At 36.3% G+C, this 23,711-nt stretch carries 27 protein-coding genes and 5 pseudogenes; all 32 read right to left on the bottom strand.

The features are described from left to right. Positions 1–7: 7 nt before the first annotated feature. The gene (locus M44_RS07575; RefSeq protein WP_010172503.1) at positions 8–1,072 is read right to left on the bottom strand and encodes a protein-glutamate methylesterase/protein-glutamine glutaminase; all 1,065 of its coding nucleotides are present in this window, start codon (positions 1,070–1,072) and stop codon (positions 8–10) included. 1 nt (position 1,073) lies between these two features. Then, the gene (locus tag M44_RS21345) at positions 1,074–1,901 is read right to left on the bottom strand and encodes a MinD/ParA family protein (RefSeq protein WP_010172502.1); all 828 of its coding nucleotides are present in this window, start codon (positions 1,899–1,901) and stop codon (positions 1,074–1,076) included. Positions 1,902–2,034: 133 nt separating this feature from the next. Then, the gene (locus M44_RS28025) at positions 2,035–2,463 is read right to left on the bottom strand and encodes a flagellar biosynthesis protein FlhF (RefSeq protein ID WP_237705231.1); all 429 of its coding nucleotides are present in this window, start codon (positions 2,461–2,463) and stop codon (positions 2,035–2,037) included. 121 nt (positions 2,464–2,584) lie between these two features. After that, on the bottom strand, positions 2,585–3,058 hold the full coding sequence (locus tag M44_RS28020) for a flagellar biosynthesis protein FlhF (protein WP_237705230.1): 474 nt from the start codon (positions 3,056–3,058) through the stop codon (positions 2,585–2,587). Further along, a complete protein-coding gene (gene flhA / locus M44_RS07560; RefSeq protein ID WP_010172501.1) occupies positions 3,055–5,091 on the bottom strand; it encodes a flagellar biosynthesis protein FlhA in 2,037 nt (678 codons plus the stop codon). The genes M44_RS28020 and flhA overlap by 4 nt, the downstream gene beginning before the upstream one ends. A 28-nt stretch (positions 5,092–5,119) precedes the next feature. Beyond that, positions 5,120–6,200: pseudogene (flhB, locus tag M44_RS21335) on the bottom strand (flagellar biosynthesis protein FlhB). 2 nt (positions 6,201–6,202) lie between these two features. Then, a complete protein-coding gene (fliR, locus tag M44_RS07550; protein ID WP_010172499.1) occupies positions 6,203–6,979 on the bottom strand; it encodes a flagellar biosynthetic protein FliR in 777 nt (258 codons plus the stop codon). Between the two features lies 1 nt (position 6,980). After that, entirely contained in the window at positions 6,981–7,250 is a 270-nt protein-coding gene (fliQ, locus tag M44_RS07545; protein ID WP_010172498.1) for a flagellar biosynthesis protein FliQ, read from the bottom strand. Positions 7,251–7,264: 14 nt separating this feature from the next. Continuing rightward, a pseudogene (gene fliP, locus M44_RS21330) lies at positions 7,265–7,931 on the bottom strand (flagellar type III secretion system pore protein FliP). Then, positions 7,924–8,592 carry a flagellar biosynthetic protein FliO gene (locus tag M44_RS21325; protein WP_155814920.1) on the bottom strand — a complete coding sequence of 223 codons (669 nt, stop codon included), beginning with the start codon at positions 8,590–8,592 and terminating at the stop codon, positions 7,924–7,926. The pseudogene fliP and the gene M44_RS21325 overlap by 8 nt, the downstream one beginning before the upstream one ends. Positions 8,593–8,607: 15 nt before the next feature. Continuing rightward, positions 8,608–8,974, bottom strand: a pseudogene (locus M44_RS21320) (response regulator). A gap of 22 nt (positions 8,975–8,996) precedes the next feature. After that, positions 8,997–10,163 (bottom strand): flagellar motor switch phosphatase FliY, encoded by a 1,167-nt coding sequence (gene fliY, locus M44_RS07525; RefSeq protein WP_010172496.1) that lies wholly within the window; start codon positions 10,161–10,163, stop codon positions 8,997–8,999. Next, positions 10,150–11,149: pseudogene (gene fliM, locus M44_RS21315) on the bottom strand (flagellar motor switch protein FliM). The gene fliY and the pseudogene fliM overlap by 14 nt, the downstream one beginning before the upstream one ends. 31 nt (positions 11,150–11,180) lie before the next feature. Beyond that, positions 11,181–11,621 carry a flagellar basal body-associated protein FliL gene (gene fliL, locus M44_RS07515; protein ID WP_029326785.1) on the bottom strand — a complete coding sequence of 147 codons (441 nt, stop codon included), beginning with the start codon at positions 11,619–11,621 and terminating at the stop codon, positions 11,181–11,183. Then, the gene (locus tag M44_RS07510; RefSeq protein WP_010172494.1) at positions 11,608–11,823 is read right to left on the bottom strand and encodes a flagellar FlbD family protein; all 216 of its coding nucleotides are present in this window, start codon (positions 11,821–11,823) and stop codon (positions 11,608–11,610) included. Before M44_RS07510 ends, fliL begins: the two co-directional genes overlap by 14 nt. A 37-nt stretch (positions 11,824–11,860) precedes the next feature. Further along, positions 11,861–13,141: a flagellar basal-body rod protein FlgF gene (flgF, locus tag M44_RS07505; RefSeq protein WP_010172493.1), complete on the bottom strand. Its 1,281-nt coding sequence runs from the start codon at positions 13,139–13,141 to the stop codon at positions 11,861–11,863. A gap of 80 nt (positions 13,142–13,221) precedes the next feature. Continuing rightward, positions 13,222–13,608 carry a TIGR02530 family flagellar biosynthesis protein gene (locus M44_RS07500; protein WP_010172492.1) on the bottom strand — a complete coding sequence of 129 codons (387 nt, stop codon included), beginning with the start codon at positions 13,606–13,608 and terminating at the stop codon, positions 13,222–13,224. 17 nt (positions 13,609–13,625) lie between these two features. Then, positions 13,626–13,970 carry a hypothetical protein gene (locus tag M44_RS28015; protein WP_010172490.1) on the bottom strand — a complete coding sequence of 115 codons (345 nt, stop codon included), beginning with the start codon at positions 13,968–13,970 and terminating at the stop codon, positions 13,626–13,628. Beyond that, on the bottom strand, positions 13,967–14,251 hold the full coding sequence (locus M44_RS28010) for a flagellar hook assembly protein FlgD (RefSeq protein WP_010172488.1): 285 nt from the start codon (positions 14,249–14,251) through the stop codon (positions 13,967–13,969). The genes M44_RS28015 and M44_RS28010 overlap by 4 nt, the downstream gene beginning before the upstream one ends. A 67-nt stretch (positions 14,252–14,318) precedes the next feature. Next, on the bottom strand, positions 14,319–15,560 hold the full coding sequence (locus M44_RS24990) for a flagellar hook-length control protein FliK (protein WP_010172486.1): 1,242 nt from the start codon (positions 15,558–15,560) through the stop codon (positions 14,319–14,321). 20 nt (positions 15,561–15,580) lie between these two features. Then, positions 15,581–16,174: a MotE family protein gene (locus tag M44_RS07485; protein ID WP_010172484.1), complete on the bottom strand. Its 594-nt coding sequence runs from the start codon at positions 16,172–16,174 to the stop codon at positions 15,581–15,583. A gap of 4 nt (positions 16,175–16,178) precedes the next feature. Then, positions 16,179–16,337: a flagellar FliJ family protein gene (locus tag M44_RS28775; protein WP_010172482.1), complete on the bottom strand. Its 159-nt coding sequence runs from the start codon at positions 16,335–16,337 to the stop codon at positions 16,179–16,181. Then, the gene (locus M44_RS28770) at positions 16,318–16,524 is read right to left on the bottom strand and encodes a flagellar export protein FliJ (RefSeq protein WP_010172480.1); all 207 of its coding nucleotides are present in this window, start codon (positions 16,522–16,524) and stop codon (positions 16,318–16,320) included. Before M44_RS28770 ends, M44_RS28775 begins: the two co-directional genes overlap by 20 nt. Before the next feature lie 103 nt (positions 16,525–16,627). Then, the gene (gene fliI / locus M44_RS07470; protein WP_010172476.1) at positions 16,628–17,953 is read right to left on the bottom strand and encodes a flagellar protein export ATPase FliI; all 1,326 of its coding nucleotides are present in this window, start codon (positions 17,951–17,953) and stop codon (positions 16,628–16,630) included. Continuing rightward, entirely contained in the window at positions 17,950–18,351 is a 402-nt protein-coding gene (locus M44_RS07465; protein WP_010172474.1) for a FliH/SctL family protein, read from the bottom strand. The genes fliI and M44_RS07465 overlap by 4 nt, the downstream gene beginning before the upstream one ends. Next, entirely contained in the window at positions 18,308–18,709 is a 402-nt protein-coding gene (locus M44_RS07460; protein WP_010172472.1) for a FliH/SctL family protein, read from the bottom strand. Before M44_RS07460 ends, M44_RS07465 begins: the two co-directional genes overlap by 44 nt. Beyond that, positions 18,702–19,715 carry a flagellar motor switch protein FliG gene (fliG, locus tag M44_RS07455; protein WP_010172470.1) on the bottom strand — a complete coding sequence of 338 codons (1,014 nt, stop codon included), beginning with the start codon at positions 19,713–19,715 and terminating at the stop codon, positions 18,702–18,704. Before fliG ends, M44_RS07460 begins: the two co-directional genes overlap by 8 nt. Before the next feature lie 10 nt (positions 19,716–19,725). Next, positions 19,726–21,318 carry a flagellar basal-body MS-ring/collar protein FliF gene (fliF, locus tag M44_RS07450; RefSeq protein ID WP_029326784.1) on the bottom strand — a complete coding sequence of 531 codons (1,593 nt, stop codon included), beginning with the start codon at positions 21,316–21,318 and terminating at the stop codon, positions 19,726–19,728. A gap of 49 nt (positions 21,319–21,367) precedes the next feature. Continuing rightward, positions 21,368–21,675, bottom strand: a pseudogene (fliE, locus tag M44_RS30210) (flagellar hook-basal body complex protein FliE). A gap of 12 nt (positions 21,676–21,687) precedes the next feature. After that, positions 21,688–22,137: a flagellar basal body rod protein FlgC gene (gene flgC / locus M44_RS07435; RefSeq protein WP_010172462.1), complete on the bottom strand. Its 450-nt coding sequence runs from the start codon at positions 22,135–22,137 to the stop codon at positions 21,688–21,690. Between the two features lie 2 nt (positions 22,138–22,139). Then, the gene (flgB, locus tag M44_RS07430; RefSeq protein ID WP_029326783.1) at positions 22,140–22,538 is read right to left on the bottom strand and encodes a flagellar basal body rod protein FlgB; all 399 of its coding nucleotides are present in this window, start codon (positions 22,536–22,538) and stop codon (positions 22,140–22,142) included. A gap of 418 nt (positions 22,539–22,956) precedes the next feature. Then, positions 22,957–23,700 carry a GTP-sensing pleiotropic transcriptional regulator CodY gene (gene codY / locus M44_RS07425; RefSeq protein WP_010172459.1) on the bottom strand — a complete coding sequence of 248 codons (744 nt, stop codon included), beginning with the start codon at positions 23,698–23,700 and terminating at the stop codon, positions 22,957–22,959. Positions 23,701–23,711: the final 11 nt, after the last annotated feature.

Genomic DNA, 23,711 nt, shown 5'->3' with positions numbered 1-23,711 from the left:
TCTCCCTTTACGAAACAAAATCCTGTATGATTTCTGATATTTGTTGAAGTGGTACACGTTCATCTACTAAATTGGTTGCAACACAAGCTTTTGGCATACCATAGACAATACAAGTTTCCTCTGCTTCTGCTACAGCTTTCACTCGACCATATTCCTTTAACTTAATTAAACCTTTAGCGCCATCAGTCCCCATCCCAGTCATGACCACAGCCATTTTTTCATATTCACCCAGTTCACTAACCGATTCAAACATGACATCAACGGATGGTCGGTGACCGTTCCGGGGTGCTACCTCATTTGTTAGTGATATACAGTAGCTAGATGAAAGTTGTTTGACCATCATATGATATCCACCTGGTGCAATATAGGCCACTCCATTACGAAGTAATTCTCCATCCTCAGCTTCTTTGACAGAGATTTTAGAAAGACTATTTAACCTATTTGCAAGTGATTTTGTAAATCCAGCTGGCATATGTTGCACGACTAATATTGGCGCTTGAATTGCCTCTGGTAGATTTGTTAAGACCTCTTGTAGGGCCCTAGGTCCTCCTGTGCTGGTGCCTATGCAGATGAGCTTTTGTTTTGGTTGATTAAATTTAGTTGATTTTTTTGTCTCTTTTACCATTCTGGCTCTTGGTACCATTTGGTTTCTGGATTTAACTAACTTATCGACTGATGTGGTAGAAGCAGATACAAGCTTTTCTAAAAGTTCATCTTTCACCTTATAAAGATCTAGAGAAATCGTCCCTGAAGGCTTACTAACAAAATCAAATGCTCCATATTCCATAGCCACCATCGTATTTTCAGCACCAACCGTAGTTGTACTAGATAGCATGACAACAGGAACTGGATGATCTTCCATAAGTGCCTTTAAAGCTTCTAATCCATTCATAATCGGCATCTCTACATCCATTGTTACTACATCTGGATGTAATTGCTTTACTTTATCAATCGCTTCTTGTCCATTTCTTGCCGTCCCTACCACCATTAAGTCGGGAGATTCAGAAACAAAATCGCGAATTAATTTTCTCATAAATGCAGAATCATCTACAATGAGGACCTTTTTTTTCACGCTATCGCCCCTGTCTTTCAAAAAATAGTGATTGAAGTCTTGTTAGGAATTGAGAAGGTTTCGTTTGTCCTGTTTGTTCTTGGAAATCGGCTAAAAAATGATGAGTAATGCGCCCAACAGATTTACTAGCCTTGCTATTTGGGTAACGAATCATAAATGGGACTTGTTCAATTACCGAATTTCTAACTGCCAAATCCTCCACTACTGTACCTAACGCTGTCATTTCATGTTGCAAAAACCTTTCTACTGCCAATTTAAATCGAGAGAGAGTAGACGAACCTTCTTTTTCACTTTGTGCTCGATTGCAAATTAGAAATGTCTTCTGGGGATTTCCATTTCCGCATAAGAATTTTAACAATGAATATGCATCAGTAATGGAAGTGGGCTCAGGCGTTGTCACAACAAGTAAGTAATCCATAGGTAGAAGTAAATGAATTACATCTTTAGTCGCACCTGCTCCCATGTCGAACAAGATATAGTCATACCTTTTGAGCAGTTCTTTTATCCCATGCTGAAAGCGAGCGAAGGTTGCTTCGCTCCATTCTAAGATGGAATGTAAACCTGAACCACCAAAAATAAAGGATAACCCCATCTTATTATGATTGATGATATTATTTATATCGGCATCTCCTTCTAAAAAATCAACTATTGTTTTCTTAGAATTTTCTCCAAGCAGAATATGTAAATTGCCCATACCTATATCTAAATCGATAACCAAGACTTTTTTTCCTTCTTGAATTAACGATAAAGCAAAATTTAACGTAATATTTGACTTTCCAACTCCACCTTTACCAGAAATAACCGCCATTGTTTTCCCTTTTGTTTTCAAACATCTCTCTCAAACCCGCGGCCTGATCTCTCATCACTTAACACTCTCCGTTAAAATGGTTGTTAGTTTTTCAATCGATGCTTCTGTGATATCCTCGGGAACGTTTTGACCATTCGTAACATAAGCGAGTCCTTTATTTAAATTTTTTCATTAAATTAAAAATTGTTCCATAAGATAAAGTTTCATCTAATTTTGTAAATATAAATTTATCTATGTTAAATGGAGAGAAATTTTCAATAATTTTTTGTAAGTCTTGTTCTTTTGCTGTAAGTGACAAAACTAATAAAGTTTCTGAAGATTGTTTAGCCGATAACAACTCTTGTGTTTCTTTGATATATTGAGGATCCAGATAGTTTCTACCAGCAGTATCTACAAAAACAAGATCAAAGCTTGAGAATTTTTCCATAGCGAGTTGTAAATCTGACATTTTATACGCAACTTCGACAGGAACGTTAAGTAGGTTAGCATAGGTTTTTAACTGTTCAATCGCAGCAATTCTGTACGTATCCGTTGTGATGAATGCTATTTTTTTTCGGTCATTTAGTACAGCTTCCGCTGCCATCTTTGCAATTGTTGTGGTCTTACCTACACCCGTAGGACCAATTACTTGAATATACTGGCAATCATATGACACTTTACCAAAAGGTAGATCTTGTAATTCATTAACGATCCAGTCTTTTAACCTATTTTTTAACTTGTTCGATAGATGCTGAGCTACTTTCCTTCCATTTTGAGGTTAGGTAGATTGCAGCGCGATTTATATATTCTTTTTCAAACTCTTGTGCTTGTAATTGAAGCAAAACCGTTTTTACTTCATCAGGGTAATGTTCAAAATTGGTCATATCAGATTTAGTAGACATGTTCTCCACTAGTTTCTTTAATTCATTCAATTGGGAGGATAAATCTGACTCCTTGGTAGCTGACTCGTATGTGGCATTCTGACGTATTTCTTTTACTGATACAGAAGGAGTACGTTTTTTACTAGAAACAGTATCGACAGCTGCAAGTACCTCAATATTCTTTTTTTTAAACATCCCCAGAAATCCACCTGTATAGACCACTTTGGAATTAATGATGACCGCGTCATTGCCCAGTTCATTTCTAATTCTTTTCATTGCTTCAGGCATTGTTGGCGCTATTATTTTTTTCACGTTCATTCTACATTCACCACCCCTAGGCTTTGAATTTCAACATTTGCCTCTAATTCGTTATACGAGAGAACAGGCATCTGCTGAAAATAGCGTTCTGTTAATTGTCTCACGTACATTCTGATAGCAGGAGAACATAGTAAAATTGGTGATTGCTCCATTAAGCTTAATTGCTCCACTTGCTTTGCGATAGCCTCAAGTATAGATTGTGATACATTAGGATCTAACGATAGGAAATTTCCATGTTCCGTTTGTTGAATACCATCTGCCATCATTTTTTCTACTTTACCGGAAAGCGTGAATACCTTTAAGGTTTCTGATTCATCCATATGCTGAGTTGTGATTTGTTTAGCAAGCGCTTGTCTAACGTACTCTGTTAACAAATCTGTATCAGAAGACATTTTCCCAAAATCGGCTAATGTTTCAAAAATAACTGGTAAATTCCTGATAGAAACGCCTTCTTTTAATAATTTGGCTAATACCTTTTGTACCTCACCAACGGATAAAGGAGTAGGTGTAACCTCTTCTACTAAAATTGGATAAGTTTCCTTTAAATGATCCACTAATTGCTTTGTTTCTTGTCTTCCTAACAGTTGATAGGCATTAGCTCTTATTAATTCAGTAATATGAGTAGACACTACCGACGGTGGATCAACAACGGTATAACCATATATTTCGGCCTGCTCTTTATTTTCCTCAGATATCCATTTCGCAGGAAGTCCAAATGATGGCTCAACCGTATCAATTCCTTCAATTAAAGAATCATCTCCACCAGGACTCATAGCTAAATAATGGTCAAGTAACAGATCACCTGTTGCCACTGTATTTCCTTTTATTTTTAATCGATATTGATTAGGATTCAACTGAATATTGTCTCTTATTCTTACAACAGGAATAACGACCCCTAATTCAATAGCAAGTTGGCGTCTTATCATAACAACTCTGTCTAGTAAGTCCCCACCTTGATTTGTATCTGCAAGGGGAATTAATCCATAACCAAACTCAAATTCAATCGGGTCTAAACTTAAAAGATTTACAACATTTTCAGGTTTTTTCAGTTCTTCAGCTTGGCCTTCTTCTATTTCATCATCCGTTTCAAACGGCAAATCTTTCGGTGCCCTACTTAACGCATACCCACCAATAATTAATGCAGCTGCGATAGGAATGGTTAATAAATCATTGATAGGTGTAACTAAGCCTAACAGGAGAATCGTTCCTCCTGCAACATACAACATAGTAGGATAAGCAAGAAGTTGCTCCATTATATCTTGACCTAAATTCCCATCTGATGCAGCCCGTGTCACCACAATTCCCGTCGCCGTTGAAATAAGTAACGCAGGAATTTGCGAAACAATTCCGTCACCGACTGTAAGTTGCGAATATTTGATTGCTGCCTCCCCTAAAGCAAGACCTTCTTGCACAGTTCCAATAATCATTCCGAATATAAGGTTAATTAATACAATAATAATTCCAGCTATGGCATCTCCTTTAACGAACTTACTAGCACCGTCCATAGCTCCGTAAAAATCAGCTTCACGTCCTACCTTTTCTCGTCTCTCTCTTGCATCCTTTTCTGAAATCATTCCAGCATTCAAATCAGCATCAATACTCATTTGCTTTCCTGGCATTGCATCAAGGGTAAACCTTGCAGCAACCTCTGAAACCCGTTCAGATCCCTTTGTAATCACGACAAATTGGATAATAATCAGTATTAAGAAAACAACAAGTCCTACTAAAATATTGCCTCCCGTAACAAAAGTTCCAAACGTTTCTACAACGTCTCCTGCATCTCCAACAGATAATATAGATCTTGTTGTAGAAACATTGAGACCTAATCGGAAAAGTGTTAATAATAGAAGTAAGGAAGGGAAAATTGAAAATTCTAAAGGCTCCTTCATGTTCATAGATGTTAGTAATACAAGCAGTGCAAGAGAGATATTAATGATAATAAAAATACTTAATAATACTGGTGGAAACGGTATAATAAGCATCGCTACAATTAAAATTACACTGATTAAGACGGATATATCTCTAGCGGCCATAACAATCTCTCCTTATGAAGTACAAAACTTACAATTTGTTTTTAACACGATATACATACGCTAATATTTCCGCTATGGTTTGAAAACTCTTCCGGTATGTATTGTCCAATATCAGCTTGGTCATATAAGGCCCTAGCTAACGGGCGATTCTCAACCATAACCACATCATTTTCTTTGGCAATATACTTAATTTTTTGCGCAAGATAATCAACACCTTTAGCTACAACAATAGGTGCATCCGACTTTTCACTATCATATTTTAAAGCAATAGCAAAGTGTGTTGGATTCGTTATCACAACATCAGCGTTCGGAACTTCCTGCATCATTCGTTGTTGAGCCATTTCTCTTTGGCGTTGTTTTATTTTAGACTTGATTAAGGGATCTCCCTCAATTTTTTTGTACTCATCCTTAATATCTTGCTTAGACATCCGAATTGTTTTTTTCAAAATCATACCGTTGATACAGATAATCAAACAAAGAAAGAAACATTAATGATAAAGAAGCGGCAATCCCCATTTGTACACTTAATGTTAAAATCGTGACGACTGCATCAGACACATCTTTAAATGCTAGGGCCAATACTTCTTCAAGACGAAGCCACAATAACAAAAAAAGTAAATGCTACCAATGAATGAGATTTTAAGTATAGATTTAACTAGCTCCACAATAGCGCGAAGCGAGAAAATTCGTTTAAATCCTTGGATAGGATCTAACTTATTTAATTTTGGCTGGATAGCTTCTGTTGAAAACAAAAAACCCACCTGCATATAATTAGAAAGAAAGGCACCAACCATTGCTACAAGCATTATGGGACCTGCTATGTATAACATTTGCAAGAAAACTTCTGCACCTATTGTCATCAGCGTGTTTTCCGTTACAGGAATTAGCATGTAATCCTCAAATGAAGTTTGAAATAATTGAAGAATTTTCTTTCCAGAAAAGGAACCTGAAAATAATAGAAATAAAAAGACTGCAAATAATACAAAGCTCGTGTTCACATCTTGACTTTTTGCTGTTTGACCTTTTTTCCTTGTTTCTTCACGTTTCTTCGGAGTTGCTTTCTCCGTCTTTTCACCGGAAAAAAATTGCAAATCTAATCGTAAATACACTACTATGACACTCCTCCGAATAACTTCATTAAATCTCTCATCGTGATGAACATGTACTCAAATGTTTGCTGAATGACAATCATCATTGACCCCATTACTAAAATCAAAATGATAAAGCTGACCGCTATTTTAATAGGGAACCCTACAACAAATATATTTAATTGCGGAACTGTTCTAGCTACAATTCCCAGGGCAATATCAACTAAAAATAAAGTTGCCACAACTGGAGCTGAAATTTGAAAAGCAATCACAAACACCCTACTAAACGCTGTAGTGATAAATAAAACAATCGATTCATTTTCAAACGGCAGCATCGAATCGATCGGTATGAATTGATAACTATGAAAGATTCCATCTAACATGATATGGTGTCCATTTACTGAAAGTAAAAGCAGAAGGGCAAATGTATATAAATATTGACCTGTAATGGGACTTTGCATCCCTGTTTGAGGATCTACAACGTTTGCAATGGCAAAACCCATTTGAAAATCGATAAATCCACCAGCGATTTGAATGGCAGAAATGATCATGTACGCGGCAAAACCAATTAATAATCCAACCATTGCTTCTTTAAGAATGAGCAAAAAATATAGCCCATCAATAACTAACGGATCAGCTTCCACTGAATAGTACATAAGAAAAGCCAAGATTGCAGAAAGCCCAAGACGATGTTGCGCAGGTATTGTTCGATAGGAAAACAAAGGCATTGTGACAAAGAATGACGCGACTCTCATTAAGATCAATAAATAAACAGAAAAAGCAGGAATTAATTCTTCCATCTTAGCCTATGTACCTTGATAAATTTTGAAATATGTTGAGTGTGTATGTTACTAGTGTTGTTAGCATCCAAGGACCAAAAAAGATTAAACCTACCATAACGGCAACGATTTTAGGAACAAAAGCTAGAGTTTGCTCTTGGATTTGAGTCGTTGCTTGGAAAATACTCACAATAAGTCCAACTATTAATGCTAATAATAATAACGGTGCTGAAATAATTAGGGTAGTATAGACGCCTTGTTCTGCTAATTTTATTACTGTTTCTGCATTCATTTTCTTTCACCAACTTAAAATGTCTGTAATAACGACTTCACGATAAGATACCAGCCATCCACAAGTATGAACAATAAGATTTTAAAAGGAAGAGAAATCATAACTGGTGGGAGCATCATCATTCCCATACTCATTAGCACACTCGCCACAACCATATCTATGACTAAAAACGGTATAAAAATCATAAATCCAATTTGAAATGCAGTTTTTAGTTCACTTATTGCAAATGCCGGTACAAGGGCTGTTAAAGGTATATCCTCCACACTAGCAGGAGGTTGTTCATCTAGATAGCTTAAAAAATAACTCCAAGTCTTTTTGTCTAGTATGCTGACTCATAAATTCTTTAAACGGTAAACTAGCCAAATCATAGGCTTCTTCAATGGTAATTTCTTCATTAAACAATGGAGTTAACGCCGTTTCATTTACGTCTTGAAAGGTTGGAGCCATAATAAAAAATGTAAGAAACAAAGATAACCCAACCAAAACTTGATTTGGTGGCATTTGTTGTGTGGCAAGGGACGTTCTCACGAACGATAAAACAATGACGATTCTAGTAAAAGAGGTCATTAAGATTAAAATACTCGGCGCAAGTGATAAAACCGTCAATAATAAAAGCAGAGTGACCGATGAAGAAACGGTGTCAGGTGAATTTGTATTTATTTGCTCTAGTAAATCAATCATCCTTATTCTGCTCCTGTTTATTTAATTCATCAAACAATTTTGAACGATCCTTTTTCATCTCTGCTAATTTTTGTTTAAATTCATCTGAAAAATTCAATTCTTCTTTAGATGCAGAAGGATTAATTCGCTGTTTAATAGTATTTACGAATGAGGAAGCTTCTATTTTTTGATTGTAAGATTGTTCAAAACCTTCAATCAGTTTATCGTATTCCTCTTTGTTTTCTATTTCCTTTAACAAAGTAATATCTTCGCCTACTCCAACAACTAAAATTCTTTCCCCCACTTTAATTAGCTGTACGGACCGGTTTCCACCAAGCGGAGTTCCACCGAGCGTAATAATGGTTTTAGTTAAGTCGTTTGGCTTTGTTTTAAGGTTAACAAACTTCAACAATACATACAGTAAAAAGACAACAAACCCTAAAGCCGCTATCATTCTTATGTAGTCAAATGCGTTAACTCCTGAATCCACTTCTTGTTCTTCAACCGGTAATTCCGATTCTGTTGTTTCTTCAGTGCCGTTATTATTATTGTAAAATTCAGATACTGTACTATTTGCTGCGAACATACTAGCATGGGGTGGGGATTCCCCCCCACCCCACTGTATACAACAAATATAATAAATAATAGGGCAACTCTCACTGTATTCTTCAATGATTGACACCTTCTTGCTGATAAATTATGCTAGTGTTTTTGAAATAGCCTCGAGTACTCGGTCTGCTTGGAATGGCTTCACAATGAAATCTTTTGCTCCTGCTTGAATGGCATCGATAACCATTGCTTGTTGTCCCATTGCAGAACACATAATGATTTTTGCATCAGGAAATTTCTTTTTTTAATTTTCTTTTTAATGCAGTAATACCATCCATCTCTGGCATTGTAATATCCATCGTTACTAAATCTGGCTTTAGCTCTTTATATTTTTCTACAGCTTGCGCACCATCAGCAGCCTCTGCAACAACCTCATATCCATTTTTAGATAGGATGTCCTTAATCATCATTCTCATGAATGCTGCGTCATCAACGATTAAAATTCTGTTTGCCATTTGTATTACCCCCAAAAAGATACTAGTTTAAGTTTTTTATTCGTTCAGTTTGACTGACGATATCTGTTAATCGAACTCCAAAGTTTTCATCAATCACTACCACTTCACCTTTAGCAATTAACCTATTATTAACCAAGATATCAACTGGTTCACCAGCCAATTTGTCTAGCTCAATAATCGACCCTTGTGATAGCTCTAGTATTTCCTTTACAGAACGTTTCGTTCTACCAAGCTCGACTGTTACTGAAAGAGGAATATCTAAGAGCATATTTAAATTTCTTGCTTCACTCTCTTGTAGAGCTGGTTGTCCAAATGACGCAAATTCTGCTGGTTGAACATTTACAGGTTGAGACAAATGCTGTCCCCCGAAATGTTGTGGAGCTTGTGGCTGTTGATAGGTTGTAAAAGGTTGTTGACTTTGCGTTTCTTGAACTGGTGTACTTGTAGCCATCGACGGTTTTGGTGGTTCTTCTTCTATTTTATCGGATTTTGTCGCATTTGTATTGTTATTGTTTGTTAAATCTTCTACTAAACTTTTTGCAAAAGATAAGGGAACGAGTTGCATCATATTAGAATCTATCAATGTACCGATCTTCATTTTAAATGAAATCTTTACAAGTAGATCAATGTCTGGAATGTTTTCTACCCCTTCTCCTTCTGGCAGATACATTAAATCAATGATAGGTGGTGAAATATCTACTTTTTTAGAGAAAATGGTTGACATACTTGTAGCTGCAGAACCCATCATTTGATTCATGGCTTCTTGCACGGCACTAAGTTGAATCTCCCCTAGATCTGTTCCTGTATTTAAACCATCTCCACCTAACATTAAATCTGCAATGATACTTGCATCATCCTGTTTGATCACTAAAAGATTTGTCCCTAAAAACCCTTCAGTATAAGAAACTTGTATGGCTACATAAGGTTGAGGAAATTCATCCTGGAGTTTGTCTTTTTCAATAATTGAAACGGTTGGTGTCGTAATATCTACTTTCTGATTTAAGAGAGTAGATAAAGCCGTAGCTGAGCTACCAAATGAAATATTCCCTATCTCTCCAAGTGCATCTTGTTCAAAAGGACTTAAATAATCTTCTAATACTACTTTTTGTTTTGGTTCTGAACTACTATCTGCCGTTCCTCTTAGCAGGGCATCGATTTCATCTTGTGATAACATCTCACCACTCATCATGTTCAGGTCCCCCCTTCAAAGAATCCAAAATTTGAACTGCTAGTTTTTTTCCTGCTTTACCTGGTTGACCAGTAAACTTCGGTATATCTCCTACTTTGATGGTCAAAGGATTATCAATTTTACTAGTCAACTCAATGACATCTCCCTTAGAAAGTGTTAGAAAATCTTCAATCGTGATTGAACCCTCACCAAGTTCAACTGAAACTGGAATTTCCGCACGTTGAATGTTTTTCTCTAACGCCTCAAGTTCTTCGGGAATACTTGCTTTCTTTCTGTTTGCATCCAATAATGAACGGATAATTTAGGGATGATCGGTTCTAAAACTACATGAGGAATACAAATGTTAATCATTCCGCTAGTTTCTCCAATCATCGTTTCTAAAGAGATGACAACAACGGTCTCGTTTGGTGAAACCATTTGTAAAAACTGCGGATTCACCTCAAAGTCAGACAAGATAGGTTCAATCTCAGCTATTGTTGCCCAAGCATCTCTCAAATGTTCAAAAGCACGGTCAAATAGATTTGACATGATTCGCTTTTCAATCTCTGTCAAACTCTCAATTTTATTTAAGCTTGTCCCACGCCCTCCCATAACCCGGTCCATCATAGCATAGGCAATGTTAGGATTCACCTCAAAGAGTATTCTTCCGTCAAGTGGTGGTACTTCAAAACATTTAATATAGTCATTTTTGGTATAGATCGGATAAATTCTTCATATGGGATTTGATCGGCAGACGCAACTGATATTTGAACATACGTCCTAAGTTGAGCAGAAAAATAGGTTGTTAATAATCTTGAAAAATTTTCATGTAAACGAGTCAGGTTTCTTATTTGATCCTTAGAAAATCGTAGAGCACGTTTAAAGTCATATGACTTTACTCGTTTTGTTTCTTCTTCTTTTTTGAAATCATCTGCGCTCATTTCGCCTGTTGTTAAAGCGGAAAGCAAGGCATCAATTTCATTTTGCGATAAAACCTCACTAGACATAGAATCACCTCCGATACCATTTAAAGTTCAGCTATTGTATTACCCAGGAGGTGATATAGACTTTCTCAATTTTCCCCTCTTGCATCAAGCTGTTTAATTTCGTCTTTATAGTATCCTCTATATTTCTTTTACCGTCTTTACCACGAATTTCATCTGATGTTAATTCAGACATTTCTTCAATTATGATGTCGTTCACTTGAAAATTTCGTTTTTCCAATTCTTCTTTAGCCTTTTTACTATCTGTTTGAATTTTAAATGATATACGGATAAAATCATTGTTGCTCAGTAGGTTGGTTGTTAACTCTGGAATATCCACTGAGTATTCAAGAATTTCATCTATTGAAGGTTCTGATTCTGCGGCTTCACCATTATCAGACAATTTCCATAGCACGACGAACGTAACAGCACCAAGTAAAGTGATTAGCACTAGGATTATGAGCATCATTCGGACTAGCTTGTTATTCACCTTCATCCCTCACTTTCACTGTGTTAAAAAAAGGAGTCTTTAAGTAAAAGCTTTCAACTTTATTCAAAATATCTTCTTCCGACTCTCTTACTACATATTTCCTTCCATTAGTTAGTAAGATTGTCGTATCAGGTAAAGCTTCAATTGTTTCGATATACGCAGCGTTTAAATGAAAACTTGTACCGTTTAATCTTGTTACTTCAATCATAGTAAGTAAGGGCTAAAGACTTAGCCCATTCTCCTTGTTATCGTTTTAGATTAACTAATTCTTGAAGAATTTCATCAGAAGTTGTGATGATTCGAGTATTCGCTTGGAAAGAACGCTGCGCCGTAATCATTTCCGTAAACTCTTCAGATAAATCTACGTTTGACATCTCTAATGAACCTGATTGAATGGCTCCGCGTCCCTCATTTGCAATCCCGTAATTTGGTAGTCCAGAGTTATTCGAAGCAGTAAACGTGTTACCACCTTGACTTAATAGTCCACCTGCATTTGAGAAGGTAGCCATTACTAGTTGGCTTATCGCTTGAACCTCTCCGTTTGAGTATATCCCATTAATTTCTCCGGAGGAAGAAATGGTAAAGCTTTCTAAATATCCTTCAGAGTTCCCATTAATGGTATTAATATTGGCAGAAGTGGAGCTATCAAATTGAGTAATTTGAGCAAAATCAATATCAATTGCTTGTGGTGAAACCGCTCCAGGATTAATGTTGTTCACTGGTAAATTAATGTTTGCTAAGGTTGTCACCGTGGCAGGATCTAGTTTTCCATCAGAAGAGAAACTCAGTGCAGGTCCTGTAATAGTCTGAGTAGCTCCTAAAGTATCTGTATAGGAGATGGTTGTATCCCATGAATTACTAGCTGTTTTGGTAAAGGTTACTTTTAAAGGAATATCTGAACCAAGAGAATCTTTTACGGAATAATCAACGGTTACTCTTCCATCGGCTGTAGCTGCTTGAGTAGTAGCGTTGGTTGCATCATAAATGGGAGCACTCGCTTTTAAATTCCCATTAAACGTCACCTCAGATGTGGATCTTGGAGCCATGGTGGAGTCTGAATCAATAACGATATCTGTCATTCCTCCGTAATCTATCACACCGTTAGCATCAGCCTGATACCCTTGAATTAAATTTCCATTTCCATCTACAAGACTACCGTTTGAATCTAGATAAAAGTTCCCTGCGCGAGTGTACATTTCATTTTGACCATTTCTCACAACAAAGTAACCATCACCCGAAATGGCAACATCTAATGATCTTCCAGTCGTTTGAAGACTTCCTTGAGTAGAAATAATATCTATAGAGGCAATTGTTCCACCAAGACCAATTTGCTTGGCATTTTGTCCTCCACGATTTTCAGTTGGAGTGGTTGCACCTGACATCGTCTGGTTCATTAAATCTTGAAAGGTTACACGACCTTTTTTAAATCCATAAGTATTTACATTGGCGATATTGTTTCCAATAACATCAAGCTTTGTTTGAGCATTTTTCATACCACTAATCCCAGAATACATTGAACGTAACATGTTTTTTCCCCTTTCATTTAAGCTGCTTCAATCAATCCGCAGCAATAGGCTTCCTTTTAAAGGTCCAGCCAACATATAATTTAAATGACAATTGTTCCGTCTATATTAGTGAAAATTTGAGATGATGCTTCTTGGCGGTTTAATGCTGTAATAACCGTTTTATTTTTCGTACTTACAATAAGAGCTGCTTCTTCTAATAGTACTAATGATTCCTTTACTCCCATAGACCGGGCTTCATTCACTTTACTTTGAATGTTTTTCCACTGATCATCGGTTATTGTAATCCCTCTATTTGCGATTCGCTCTTTAGCATGTTTACTTAATATTAGCTCGTTAGACGATTGTATGGCTTGTTCTAGTTGATGTGAAAAAGGTACCTTGTATGTTTTCACACTAGCATTAGCAGGTATAGGTTTTTTTGACGTAATAGGGGGCGATTGGATGATTTTTGAATAATCTTTATCCAAACTACCACACCTCTCTATTATTCTATTGTCACTAAATCACTTGCTTTAATTTTTTGAGAATCCTTTGTATGAATATAGATTTCTCCATCTTTCTGGCTAACTGAACTCACTATAGATGAAAGCTGTTCTTCATTTTCGCCAAGCCATGTTACGCTTTTACCTATTAAATTACTTGCTTCTACTAATGAGTTACCTACTTGTGGACTCTTTAATTCACTAATATTCTCGGGTAGTAGAATGGTACCGTCCTCTAGTGTAAATTCTACTGTCTCCCCTGTGAACTTTATCCCAGTGATTTTCCCAGCACCTTCTAAAATTTCCATATCACCAGATTCTGATTCCTCAATTTTGTGCCACTTCACTTCTTTACCAACAAAGGTTGAAAAGATAATAATTGGTTTTGTTGTTGGATAGCATTCATGGAATCAAGGGAATCCGACATACCTGTTAGCTCTTCCAACTGAGAAAATGTGGCAAGTTGCGCAATAAAATCTTTATCTTGCATTGGATTCATTGGGTCTTGATTCTGAAGCTCTGCCATTAATATTTTCATAAATGCATCCTGACCTAATTTATTATCCACTTGTCTTTGTTCATTTTGGTAAGTACTCAGTAATAAATTAGAATCTATTGAAATACTCATTTGTCTCCCCCTTACACTTCTAGAGCTAGAAACTCTTCAAAGCTGCCATTAGATTCCTCTGATTCATTTATTTGTTTCTTTTTTTTGTTTGTTCTGTCTGCTGCTGTTTAGATTGTTGGTGTTGATCTTCTTTGTTTAACTTTGATTGTTCAGATAAAGCTTGAACGACCTCTAATTTCTCAATCTGAACATTTTGTTGTTGTAGAGAATGCTTCAAGTTTTGTAGCTGTGAATCTAATAATTCTTTTGCAGCACCTGTACTAGCAAGGATTCTTGCAGTCAACACACCATCTTTTTGGAATAATTCCACACGTAAACTACCGAGCTCCTCTGGATATAACTTAATTAGCAGCTTTTGTCCATTTTGAGATTGAATCATAGTTGAACGTTTTAAAATGGATACTAATTCATTGGCAAGCTGTTCTTTCCCAGCAGGGCTTTCTGTAGCTTGAGTAAATAAATGATAAGTAGACGGCTGTGGTTGATTTGCATTCCCAACTGTAAAGGATATTCCTCCAACTTTATTCACATCCACTTTACTAGTATCTAGCCCTGGAATGAGTTGTTTCTGTCCATCCATTCCTTCATTTATAAATTTACGAGGATGGATCGCCTGTAAATTCGTAGAAGAAACTTGAAAAGAAGGAATACTATCTTTTAATGGTCCATTGGATTTTATTAAAGAATCTTTTGTTGACCCATTTTCAAAAAATGCAAGAAACTTCATCACTTTTTCAACAGGTATTTGTCCTTTACTTGAAACATAAGGTGAAGAATCTTTATTACTCCATTCTAGACTTGCCCACAATTTTGAGAAAACAAAAGCAATTTCTACATCTGCCTTTGTCATTGAAGTCCATGATTCATCACTGATCATTAACGTTTCAATGAAAGGAAGGATGTCACTAGAAGTATAGGTCGTCTGTTCTTGTAAATCTTTCGCTACGTCCTTTGGTAAGGATTGTTTCAACTTCTCTACCAAGCCATTAAAAGAACGTTCAATTTGTTTGAATGGAACATCCAAAAGGTTACTCAAATCTACTAAAAAGTTTTCACTGTTGACTAACTCCTCAACCGTTTTATCTGTTAGCTTACCAGAAGTCAAAGCTTCCTCCATTTTCTCCAACAAGAGAGATTCTTGTTTCGGAGCACTTGTTATTGCCTCTTCAGATGTTGATGAAGGGTTGCTTTGATGAAACGTCAATGGACTTAGCAACGATAAAAATGAATGAGCGGTTTGGCTTTCAGTCATCGTTCCCTGACTTCCGCCTTGTGATCGTACTAAGCTGTGAATGGCGCCAAGATTCAAATGATCACCTCCTTTCAGATTTAAGGAGCAGTATTCACAGCTAATTTTTCTGTAAAAACAGCTGCATTTTCTGCCGGCATTTTTTCTAAGATCTTACTCAATACAGAGGGTTTTACTTTTGAAAGTATTGTTAATGCTTCATCTTCATTCATTTCTACTAATATACCTGCAGCACTTTTAGCAGACATCGTTTCGTACGTACTAACGATTTCATCAAATGCTCTTTTGTTTTCTTCTTGAAGCTGACTTAACTCTTCAATTTGAATACTAAGCTGTTTTTTATCTAACAGGAGTTGATCAATTTCAGCTAACTGCCTATCTATTTGAGTTTGTAATTTCGTTACTTCAGCTTCCTTATTTTTCATCTCACCTTGTAATGAAGAGAGTGAAAGCTTCAATTCTTCCTCTGAGGGACCAGAGCCGCCTATTACATTTCCTATAACCGGAATCTTTTCGCCAAGCTTTTTTGTTTCTTCAAACACATTAATATCTAGCAGTGTAGCTATTCCAAAAGCAACAACTACTGTAAACAGAGTAGGTATGATGACCATTAGAAGAATCCACTGAAGAACACCATATGACTTTTCCTGCTCTTCTTTTTGTTTCTTGGCCATATCTTCACCTCCAAGCCCCTTTACCAAATTGCATCATGGCAAGTTCATCCAATTGTTTCGTTTCTTCATAATTTTGAACTTTAACATATTGGTGAAAGGCTTTTTCTTTCATCTTTTCATATTGCTTCACTTCAATATTCTTTTCAGCTAATTTTTTGTTCAAACCAAGTCATCCTATTTCTTGCTTGGATAACTCGTTCTTGATAATACGAGATAGATTTCTCTAAGTTAGTTAAGAAACTTGAGTGTTGTCTAATCGACTGCACAGCTATTCCAATCTGTAACTGCTTCTCTTGATAATCTATAAGATCTTCTTTCTTTTTTAAAAGTTCATATAATTTTTCGGCCACTTCTTGGAATTGTTTGATTGATTCTTGGTAAGTGGAAAAACTTCTTCTTTTTCTCTTTCTTTTATCGTGAGAACTTTTTCGAAACGAAAATCAAAGGATTTCATTAGAATCCACCTTTGTTTGCTAAGTTGATAATTTGTTCTATGCTTTGTTTCTGACTAATCGGCTCATGTGTACCCTGCTTTAAGAAAGATAAGATAGAAGGAAAATACAAGATTGCCTCATCAATCTCAGGTGAAGTCCCTTTTTTATAGGCACCTATATTAATCAAGTCTTCTGATTTTTCATACGTGCTTAACAAATTTCTTATCTTATTTGCAGATTCTTTGTGACCATTTTCAGCAAGATGATTCATTAGACGGCTGACACTCTTTAAAATATTGATAGCAGGGTACTGCCCTCTATTCGCAATTTCACGATCTAGAACAATATGTCCATCCAATATACCTCTCGTCGTATCAGCAATAGGCTCATTCATATCATCACCATCAACCAATACGGTATAAAATGCTGTAATCGTACCTAAATGGTTTGTACCCGTTCGTTCTAATAACTTTGGTAATATGGCAAAGACGGAAGGTGTATACCCCTTTGTAGCTGGAGGCTCTCCTACGGCTAATCCTACTTCCCGTTGAGCCATTGCTACACGTGTAACCGAGTCCATCATTAACATGACATTCATTCCTTGGTCTCGAAAATATTCTGCAATTGCCGTTGCTGTAAATGCACCTTTAATACGCATTAAAGCGGGTTGATCAGACGTTGCAGCAATAACAATTGAACGAGATAAACCCTCCGGTCCTAGATCACGTTCTATAAATTCTCGCACCTCACGACCTCGCTCGCCTATTAAAGCGATAATGTTGATATCAGCTTTTGTATTTCTCGCAATCATTCCCAGAAGAGTACTTTTTCCAACACCACTTCCTGCAAAAATACCTACGCGTTGCCCTTTACCTATAGTTAACATTGTGTCAATAGCTCTTACTCCAACCTCTAATGGTTCGCTTATAGTAGGTCTTGTTAAAGGATTAGGAGGCATGTTTTCAACAGATGTGGATGATAGACCTTTGGGTAAATCTGATCCATCAAGTGGATTTCCAAGAGAATCTAATACGGATCCAATTAATCCTTTTCCAATCTTTACTTTTAGAGCTTCTCCTGTCCCCTCTACTAAAGACCCAGGTGCAATATCACTGATAGTAGAATATGGCATCAATAACACCATATCATGTTGGAAGCCTACTACTTCTGCTTTAATAATTTGGGAACCTGATTTCCCTTTACGAATATGAATTTTGCACACATCACCTATGGCACTTTCAGGACCTTGAGACTCTATCATTAACCCAACCACTCTTTTTACTCTACCAAAACGTTTATATGAATTTAATTCAGGTATCTTTGTGATCAGTTCTTTTGTATTCAATGCGAATCCCTCTCGAGTAGCTCAAATAGTTGACGACGTAATTCTTCAAGTTGAGAATCTACACTCACCATTATGCGTCCCTGTTTTGATTCTAAGTAACACTCATCAGCACCCAATTCGTCATTAGGATAAAAGTAAATATGAACATGTGGTGGGAATGACCTCTTTAAATCTTCATCAAAGCTACTAACTAAAGAGTACTGAGTAGGATGAACATGAATTTGAATTTCATCCATTTCTCTTGCCTCTTTCAATCCGGTTTTAACTATAGAAATAAATTCTGTAGAATCCTGCTCTAATTGATGCCCGATAATTTTTCGTGCAGCTTCAATTCCCAGTTCTAGAATAACTTCTTCACCTTTTTGAACATGTTGATGAAATTTTCTTTTTTGTTTCATTCACCACGTCAATTGCTTCTTGTATATATTGACTATATTGTCGTTGTGCTTCATCTCGCCCTTCATTGAATCCGATTTGATAAGCTTCTAATTTAGTTGATTCAAATAAATTGTTTCTCTCTATTTCTAAAGCTTGTCTCATCTGGTCAATTTCTTCACGAGCTTGTTCTAATTCATGCTGTGCTTGATGTTTTATATCATTCGCCTCATTTATAGCATGTCGAGTAAGCTCTTCAATATCTTGAGATTGTTTTTGTAGCGTATTTAGTGAATTCTCTGTGTGAATCATCTTCAATTGAATCGTTTTTTTATCCGTAGATTCATTTTGGGCTTGAATGGATTTTATTACTCTAGACAATGATGTCATCTCCTCCACCACGAGCAATGATAATTTCACCAGCATCTTCAAGTCTTCGTATTATCGCAACGATACGAGATTGAGCTTCTTCTACATCACGTAAACGTACAGGCCCCATAAGTTCCATCTCTTCTTTAAAGGTTTCTGCCATACGCTGTGACAAGTTAGTAAATACAACTTCTTTCACTTCATCACTAGAAACTTTAAGTGATAGAAGTAAATCTTCGTTTTCACAGTCTCTAATAACACGTTGAATGGATCGATTATCAAGGGTAACAATATCTTCAAATACAAACATTCTCTTTTTAATTTCTTCAGCAAGCTCTGGGTCTTGAATTTCGAGAGCATCCAGTATAGTTTTTTCAGTAGCACGGTCTACACCATTTAATACTTCAACTACTGTTTCTATTCCACCTGTTTGAGTGTAATCTTGTGTGACAGTAGCGGATAGGTTCCGCTCAAGTATAGACTCTACCTCGTTAATAACTTCAGGCGAAGTACTATCCATAACGGCTATGCGTCTTGCAATATCAGCTTGAACTTCTTGAGGTAACTCCGATAATATTTGTCCCGCTTGTTGAGAATCAAGGTATGAAAGGATAAGAGCAATCGTTTGCGGGTGTTCATTTTGAATAAAATTTAGAATTTGCCCTGGCTCTGCTTTTCGGGCAAAGTCAAATGGTTTAACCTGCAAAGAGCTAGTGAGTCGATTAATGATATTGGATGCTTCTTCACTACCAATTGCCTTTTCTAGTACCTGCTTGGCATACCCAATACCGCCTTGTGAGATATAATTCTGAGCAAGAGCAATATTATGGAATTCTTCCATAATATCTTCTTTCTCACCATGCTCTACTTTTTTGACGCTTGATATTTCTAGTGTTAATTTTTCCATTTCTTCTTCAGTTAGGTGTTTATATACAGATGCGGCAACATCAGGACCTAGTGAGATAAGAAGAACGGCTGCTTTCTGTTTACCTGAAAGACCTTGTTTTTTAGTAGCCATTTTTCTCCTCCTATTCTTCCGTCATCCATGTTCTTAATAATTTTGCGAATTCTTCTGGTTTATCTCTTGCCATTTTTTCCAACTGTTTCTTACGAACTGTCGTTTCAGATTCCTTTTCTTCATTTACATCCGGAATACTAATTCTAACAGGCTCTTCATATTCAAGTTCTTCCTCAATGTTATTCTTTCGAGAACGAACAATCATGAAGATTAACAGAATAATAACAGCCAATAAAATTCCACCAATAACATACACCCACCATGGTATAGCTGGTATATTTGTGGATGTAAATTCTTGCTTTCCATTAAATTCTGCAACAGAAACTACTACTTTTTGTTCTATCGCTTCTGGTGTCAAATCGGGATTACTTTCTTTATCAATAGACGTTCTAATAATAGTTGAAAGAATTTGTGTGATATCATCTTGAGTTTCTAGTGGAAGAGAAGTAGGGTCATCAGGTGTTGGTGGCTCTACCATTACTTGGATTCCTATGTCTCTCACTTTATATGGACTTTCTACAATTTCTTTCATGACTCTACTTACTTCATAGTTCATTGTTTCTTCAATACGTTCATAATCTCCATCACCATCTGTGGAACCTACATACGTTGTACCTAATGAATCAGCAGGATCTTCTCCTGCAGGAACTCCTCCAGCAGCATTCGCACCTTCACCAGTAAAAGTTTCGGTGATTCTTTGGGCGCTCATCGTAATACCTTCTAAATTTTCTTCATCAACTGGTACAACTAGGTTTTCTTCTCTAGCTTCTTGGGTAAAGTCAATATCAGTGGAAACTGATACAACCACTTTATTAAATCCGATCAAAGTGCCAAGCATACTTTGTACCTGTTGCTGGATGTCTCGTTCAATTTGCTTCTTCACATCCATTTGCGAAGAAATATTCCCAGCAAATGAGGAATTATTTACATTTTCTAGTTCAAAGTACTCAAAAAATTGATTCATAATGACGATATTATCAGTAGGAAGGTTCGGGACACTCTTTGACACAAGATTATATAATCCCGAAATTTGAGATTGCTCAAATTGATAACCTGGTTGTGTTTGTAACACAATCGATGCAGATGCTTGTTGGGTTTGATCGTTAACAAAAATCCCTTGTTCAGGAAGGGAGATCATGACACTAGCATCTTGCACTCCTTCTATACTCTTAATTAATAGAGCCAGCTCTGTTTGCATCGCGTCTAATTTTAAAACATTAAACTCATTATCTGTCATGCCAAAGCCAGCATTTTGACTAAAGAAAGAATAGTCAATACTCCCTGTTTTCGGTAATCCTTCAGATGCAAGTTGAACTTTTAGCGTGTCAACCATTTCTGTTGGAACGAGTATGGTCGTTCCTCCCTCACTTATTTCTGAGGTAATCCCTTTACTATCTAAGCTCTCCTTTATAGAACCTGTTTCAGCTGGAGATAGATTAGAATATAAGGGGACCAGTGCCGTTCTCGTTGAGAAGAACGTAACTGCCACAATTAATAGTATGGTTAAAAGTACGACAATTCCCATTGTCCACTTTTGGCTTTTCGATCTTGTATTCCAGAAGCCCGTTAATGAGCTTTTGTATTTCTGTATAGTCTCGTTCATTACAATCCCCCGGTTTACTGTAGATTCTAGGCAGTTTAATGTCTAATCCCTACATTTGCATTCTCATAATTTCTTGATAGGCCTCGACCACTTTATTTCGAACTTCAACAGTCGTTTGAAGAGCTATGGTTGCTTTTTGTGAGGCTACCATCACTTCATGGAGTTCTACTTTCTCTCCATTTATTAGCTTATTAGTAAGAACATCAGACTGTTTTCAAGTTTACTAACATTGTTTATGGAATCTTGAAGCATTGAAGCAAAGCTTGTGTTATTCGACGCTTCCATTTTTAAAGTAATTTTTTGTAAAGACGGACTAAAAAGATTTTGTGTGACCGAATTGATATTATTGAGTGACATAGACTACCTCTCCTATTTACCAATTTCTAGAGACTTCATTAACAACGCTTTGTTTGCATTCATTACCGTAACGTTGGCTTCATAAGATCTTGTAGCGGATATTAAATCCGTCATTTCTCTTAGAGGATCAACATTTGGCATTTTTACATACCCTTCAGCATCTGCGTCTGGATGCGTAGGATCAAAGACTAAATTAAATGGTGTTTCCGTATCTTCTTTAATTTCTTTTACAACTACTCCATTAACAGAGCCTGTGTTTTTAGCTTGATTTAGTAAAGATGAAAAATTCCCTTGGTTTTCTTGAAGCACAACTGATTTTCTTGTGTAAGGCTGCCATTCTCCGTTAACATACTCACCTCTAGTTGTATCTGCGTTCGCTACATTTGAAGAGATTACATCCATTCGCAACCTTTGAGCAGTAAGAGCTGAAGTAGATATATTAATAGATTGAAAGATCGACATAATTATTTTGCTCCTTTCACTACTGTCGTTATCATGGAGTATTTGTGGTTTAACTGCTGGATTAGTGAATTGTAGTAGATTTGATTCGTTGCTAGATCAGCCATCTCTTTATCAACATCAACACCATTTCCATTGTGATGATAAATAAAATCACTTGAACTATAAGGAGCAGCACTAGTACCCGTCGCACTTGTTGGCTTGAAGGACATATGTTTATCGCTCGTTACATTTGCTTGGATATCAGCCACTGATTTTTTGAAGTATGATTCGAATTTCACATCTTTTGCTTTGTAATTAGGAGTATCCACATTGGCAATATTTTGAGATATTGCTTTTTGTTTATCCGTTGAATAATTTAAGCCTGCTTCTAACGATTGTGTTGTTGCAGAAAACAACTTCACCATTCGTCACCTCTCATTCCTTTTTGACGAAATCATTCAATATATGACATTTCTTTCATTACTAACTATTGTAATGTTAATGTAATATCCTGTCTATGTTTGTAGTGTGAATTTTTGTGAGCAATTAGACTTATTATTTGGAAATAAGACTTTATTCTCATACATAATTTGACATGTTTCGACACCGTTTCTTCTATTTTACAAGAAAATCTGATTAAAATCTCTCTATTCTAAAAAAATTTACTTGAAATTTATATTACCACCGCAACAAGTTCCATCTACAATTGTAACAAATCTATCGAATGTTACTACTGTAGTTTATTGGAAATAGTCTAGCAGAATGGTCAAAATTTGGTTATATCCTGTCAACCTAAAAAAGCTACCAGGAGAAATCTCCTGGTAGCTTTCAATTCTACAATTAGTTTGCCTTTAATTTATCTAGCTCAATAAGGAATTTGTTATTCAATACTTTAATATAAGTACCTTTCATACCTAAAGAACGAGATTCAATCACACCCGCACTTTCAAGTTTACGTAATGCATTTACAATGACACTTCTTGTAATACCAACACGGTCTGCAATCTTACTAGCAACTAATAAACCTTCATTGCCATCCAATTCTTCAAAGATATGCTCAATCGCTTCTAATTCGCTATAAGATAGAGAAGAAATAGCCATTTGTACGACAGCTTTACTTCTTGCTTCTACTTCAATTTCATCGGCCTTCTCACGAAGAATTTCCATCCCAACTACAGTTGCTCCGTACTCACCTAGAATTAAATCATCATCCTCAAAGCTTCTGTCTAATCGAGCTAAGATCAATGTACCTAAACGTTCTCCTCCACCGATAATTGGAACGATGGTTGTAAGTCCATTTTTAAATAATTCTTTGTTTTCCTCTGGAAACGCAGTATACTTACTTTCAATATCAAGGTTAGACGATGTTTCAACAATATTGAATAGACTATTTGTGTAAGCCTCCGGGAATTGACGATCCTCTAACATTTGCTTCATACGATCATTTTCGATCAATTGGTTTACTGCAAATCCTAATAGTTTTCCACGACGACTAACAACAAATACATTTGCTTCGATTACTCCAGAGAGTGTTTCAGACATTTCTTTAAAGTTCACTGGCTTTCCTGCTGCATTTTGAAGCATGCTGTTAATTT

Source organism: Bacillus coahuilensis m4-4 (assembly GCF_000171615.1).
GTDB classification, from domain to species: Bacteria; Bacillota; Bacilli; order Bacillales; family Bacillaceae_K; genus Bacillus_T; species Bacillus_T coahuilensis.
This window is presented reverse-complemented; position numbering and strand designations above follow the sequence as displayed.

Coding starts and splice junctions, on each gene's coding strand:
- M44_RS28025 (WP_237705231.1), bottom strand. CDS start 2,463: ATGGCAGCGGAAGCTGTACTAAATGACCGAAAAAAAATAGCATTCATC.
- M44_RS28020 (WP_237705230.1), bottom strand. CDS start 3,058: ATGAACGTGAAAAAAATAATAGCGCCAACAATGCCTGAAGCAATGAAA.
- flhA (WP_010172501.1), bottom strand. CDS start 5,091: ATGGCCGCTAGAGATATATCCGTCTTAATCAGTGTAATTTTAATTGTA.
- fliR (WP_010172499.1), bottom strand. CDS start 6,979: ATGGAAGAATTAATTCCTGCTTTTTCTGTTTATTTATTGATCTTAATG.
- fliQ (WP_010172498.1), bottom strand. CDS start 7,250: ATGAATGCAGAAACAGTAATAAAATTAGCAGAACAAGGCGTCTATACT.
- fliY (WP_010172496.1), bottom strand. CDS start 10,163: ATGATGAGTGGTGAGATGTTATCACAAGATGAAATCGATGCCCTGCTA.
- fliL (WP_029326785.1), bottom strand. CDS start 11,621: ATGAAGGTGAATAACAAGCTAGTCCGAATGATGCTCATAATCCTAGTG.
- M44_RS07510 (WP_010172494.1), bottom strand. CDS start 11,823: ATGATTGAAGTAACAAGATTAAACGGTACAAGTTTTCATTTAAACGCT.
- flgF (WP_010172493.1), bottom strand. CDS start 13,141: ATGTTACGTTCAATGTATTCTGGGATTAGTGGTATGAAAAATGCTCAA.
- M44_RS28010 (WP_010172488.1), bottom strand. CDS start 14,251: ATGAGTATTTCAATAGATTCTAATTTATTACTGAGTACTTACCAAAAT.
- M44_RS07485 (WP_010172484.1), bottom strand. CDS start 16,174: ATGGCCAAGAAACAAAAAGAAGAGCAGGAAAAGTCATATGGTGTTCTT.
- M44_RS07465 (WP_010172474.1), bottom strand. CDS start 18,351: ATGAAACAAAAAAGAAAATTTCATCAACATGTTCAAAAAGGTGAAGAA.
- fliG (WP_010172470.1), bottom strand. CDS start 19,715: ATGGCTACTAAAAAACAAGGTCTTTCAGGTAAACAGAAAGCAGCCGTT.
- fliF (WP_029326784.1), bottom strand. CDS start 21,318: ATGAACGAGACTATACAGAAATACAAAAGCTCATTAACGGGCTTCTGG.
- flgC (WP_010172462.1), bottom strand. CDS start 22,137: ATGTCGATCTTTCAATCTATTAATATATCTACTTCAGCTCTTACTGCT.
- codY (WP_010172459.1), bottom strand. CDS start 23,700: ATGCTTCAAAATGCAGCAGGAAAGCCAGTGAACTTTAAAGAAATGTCT.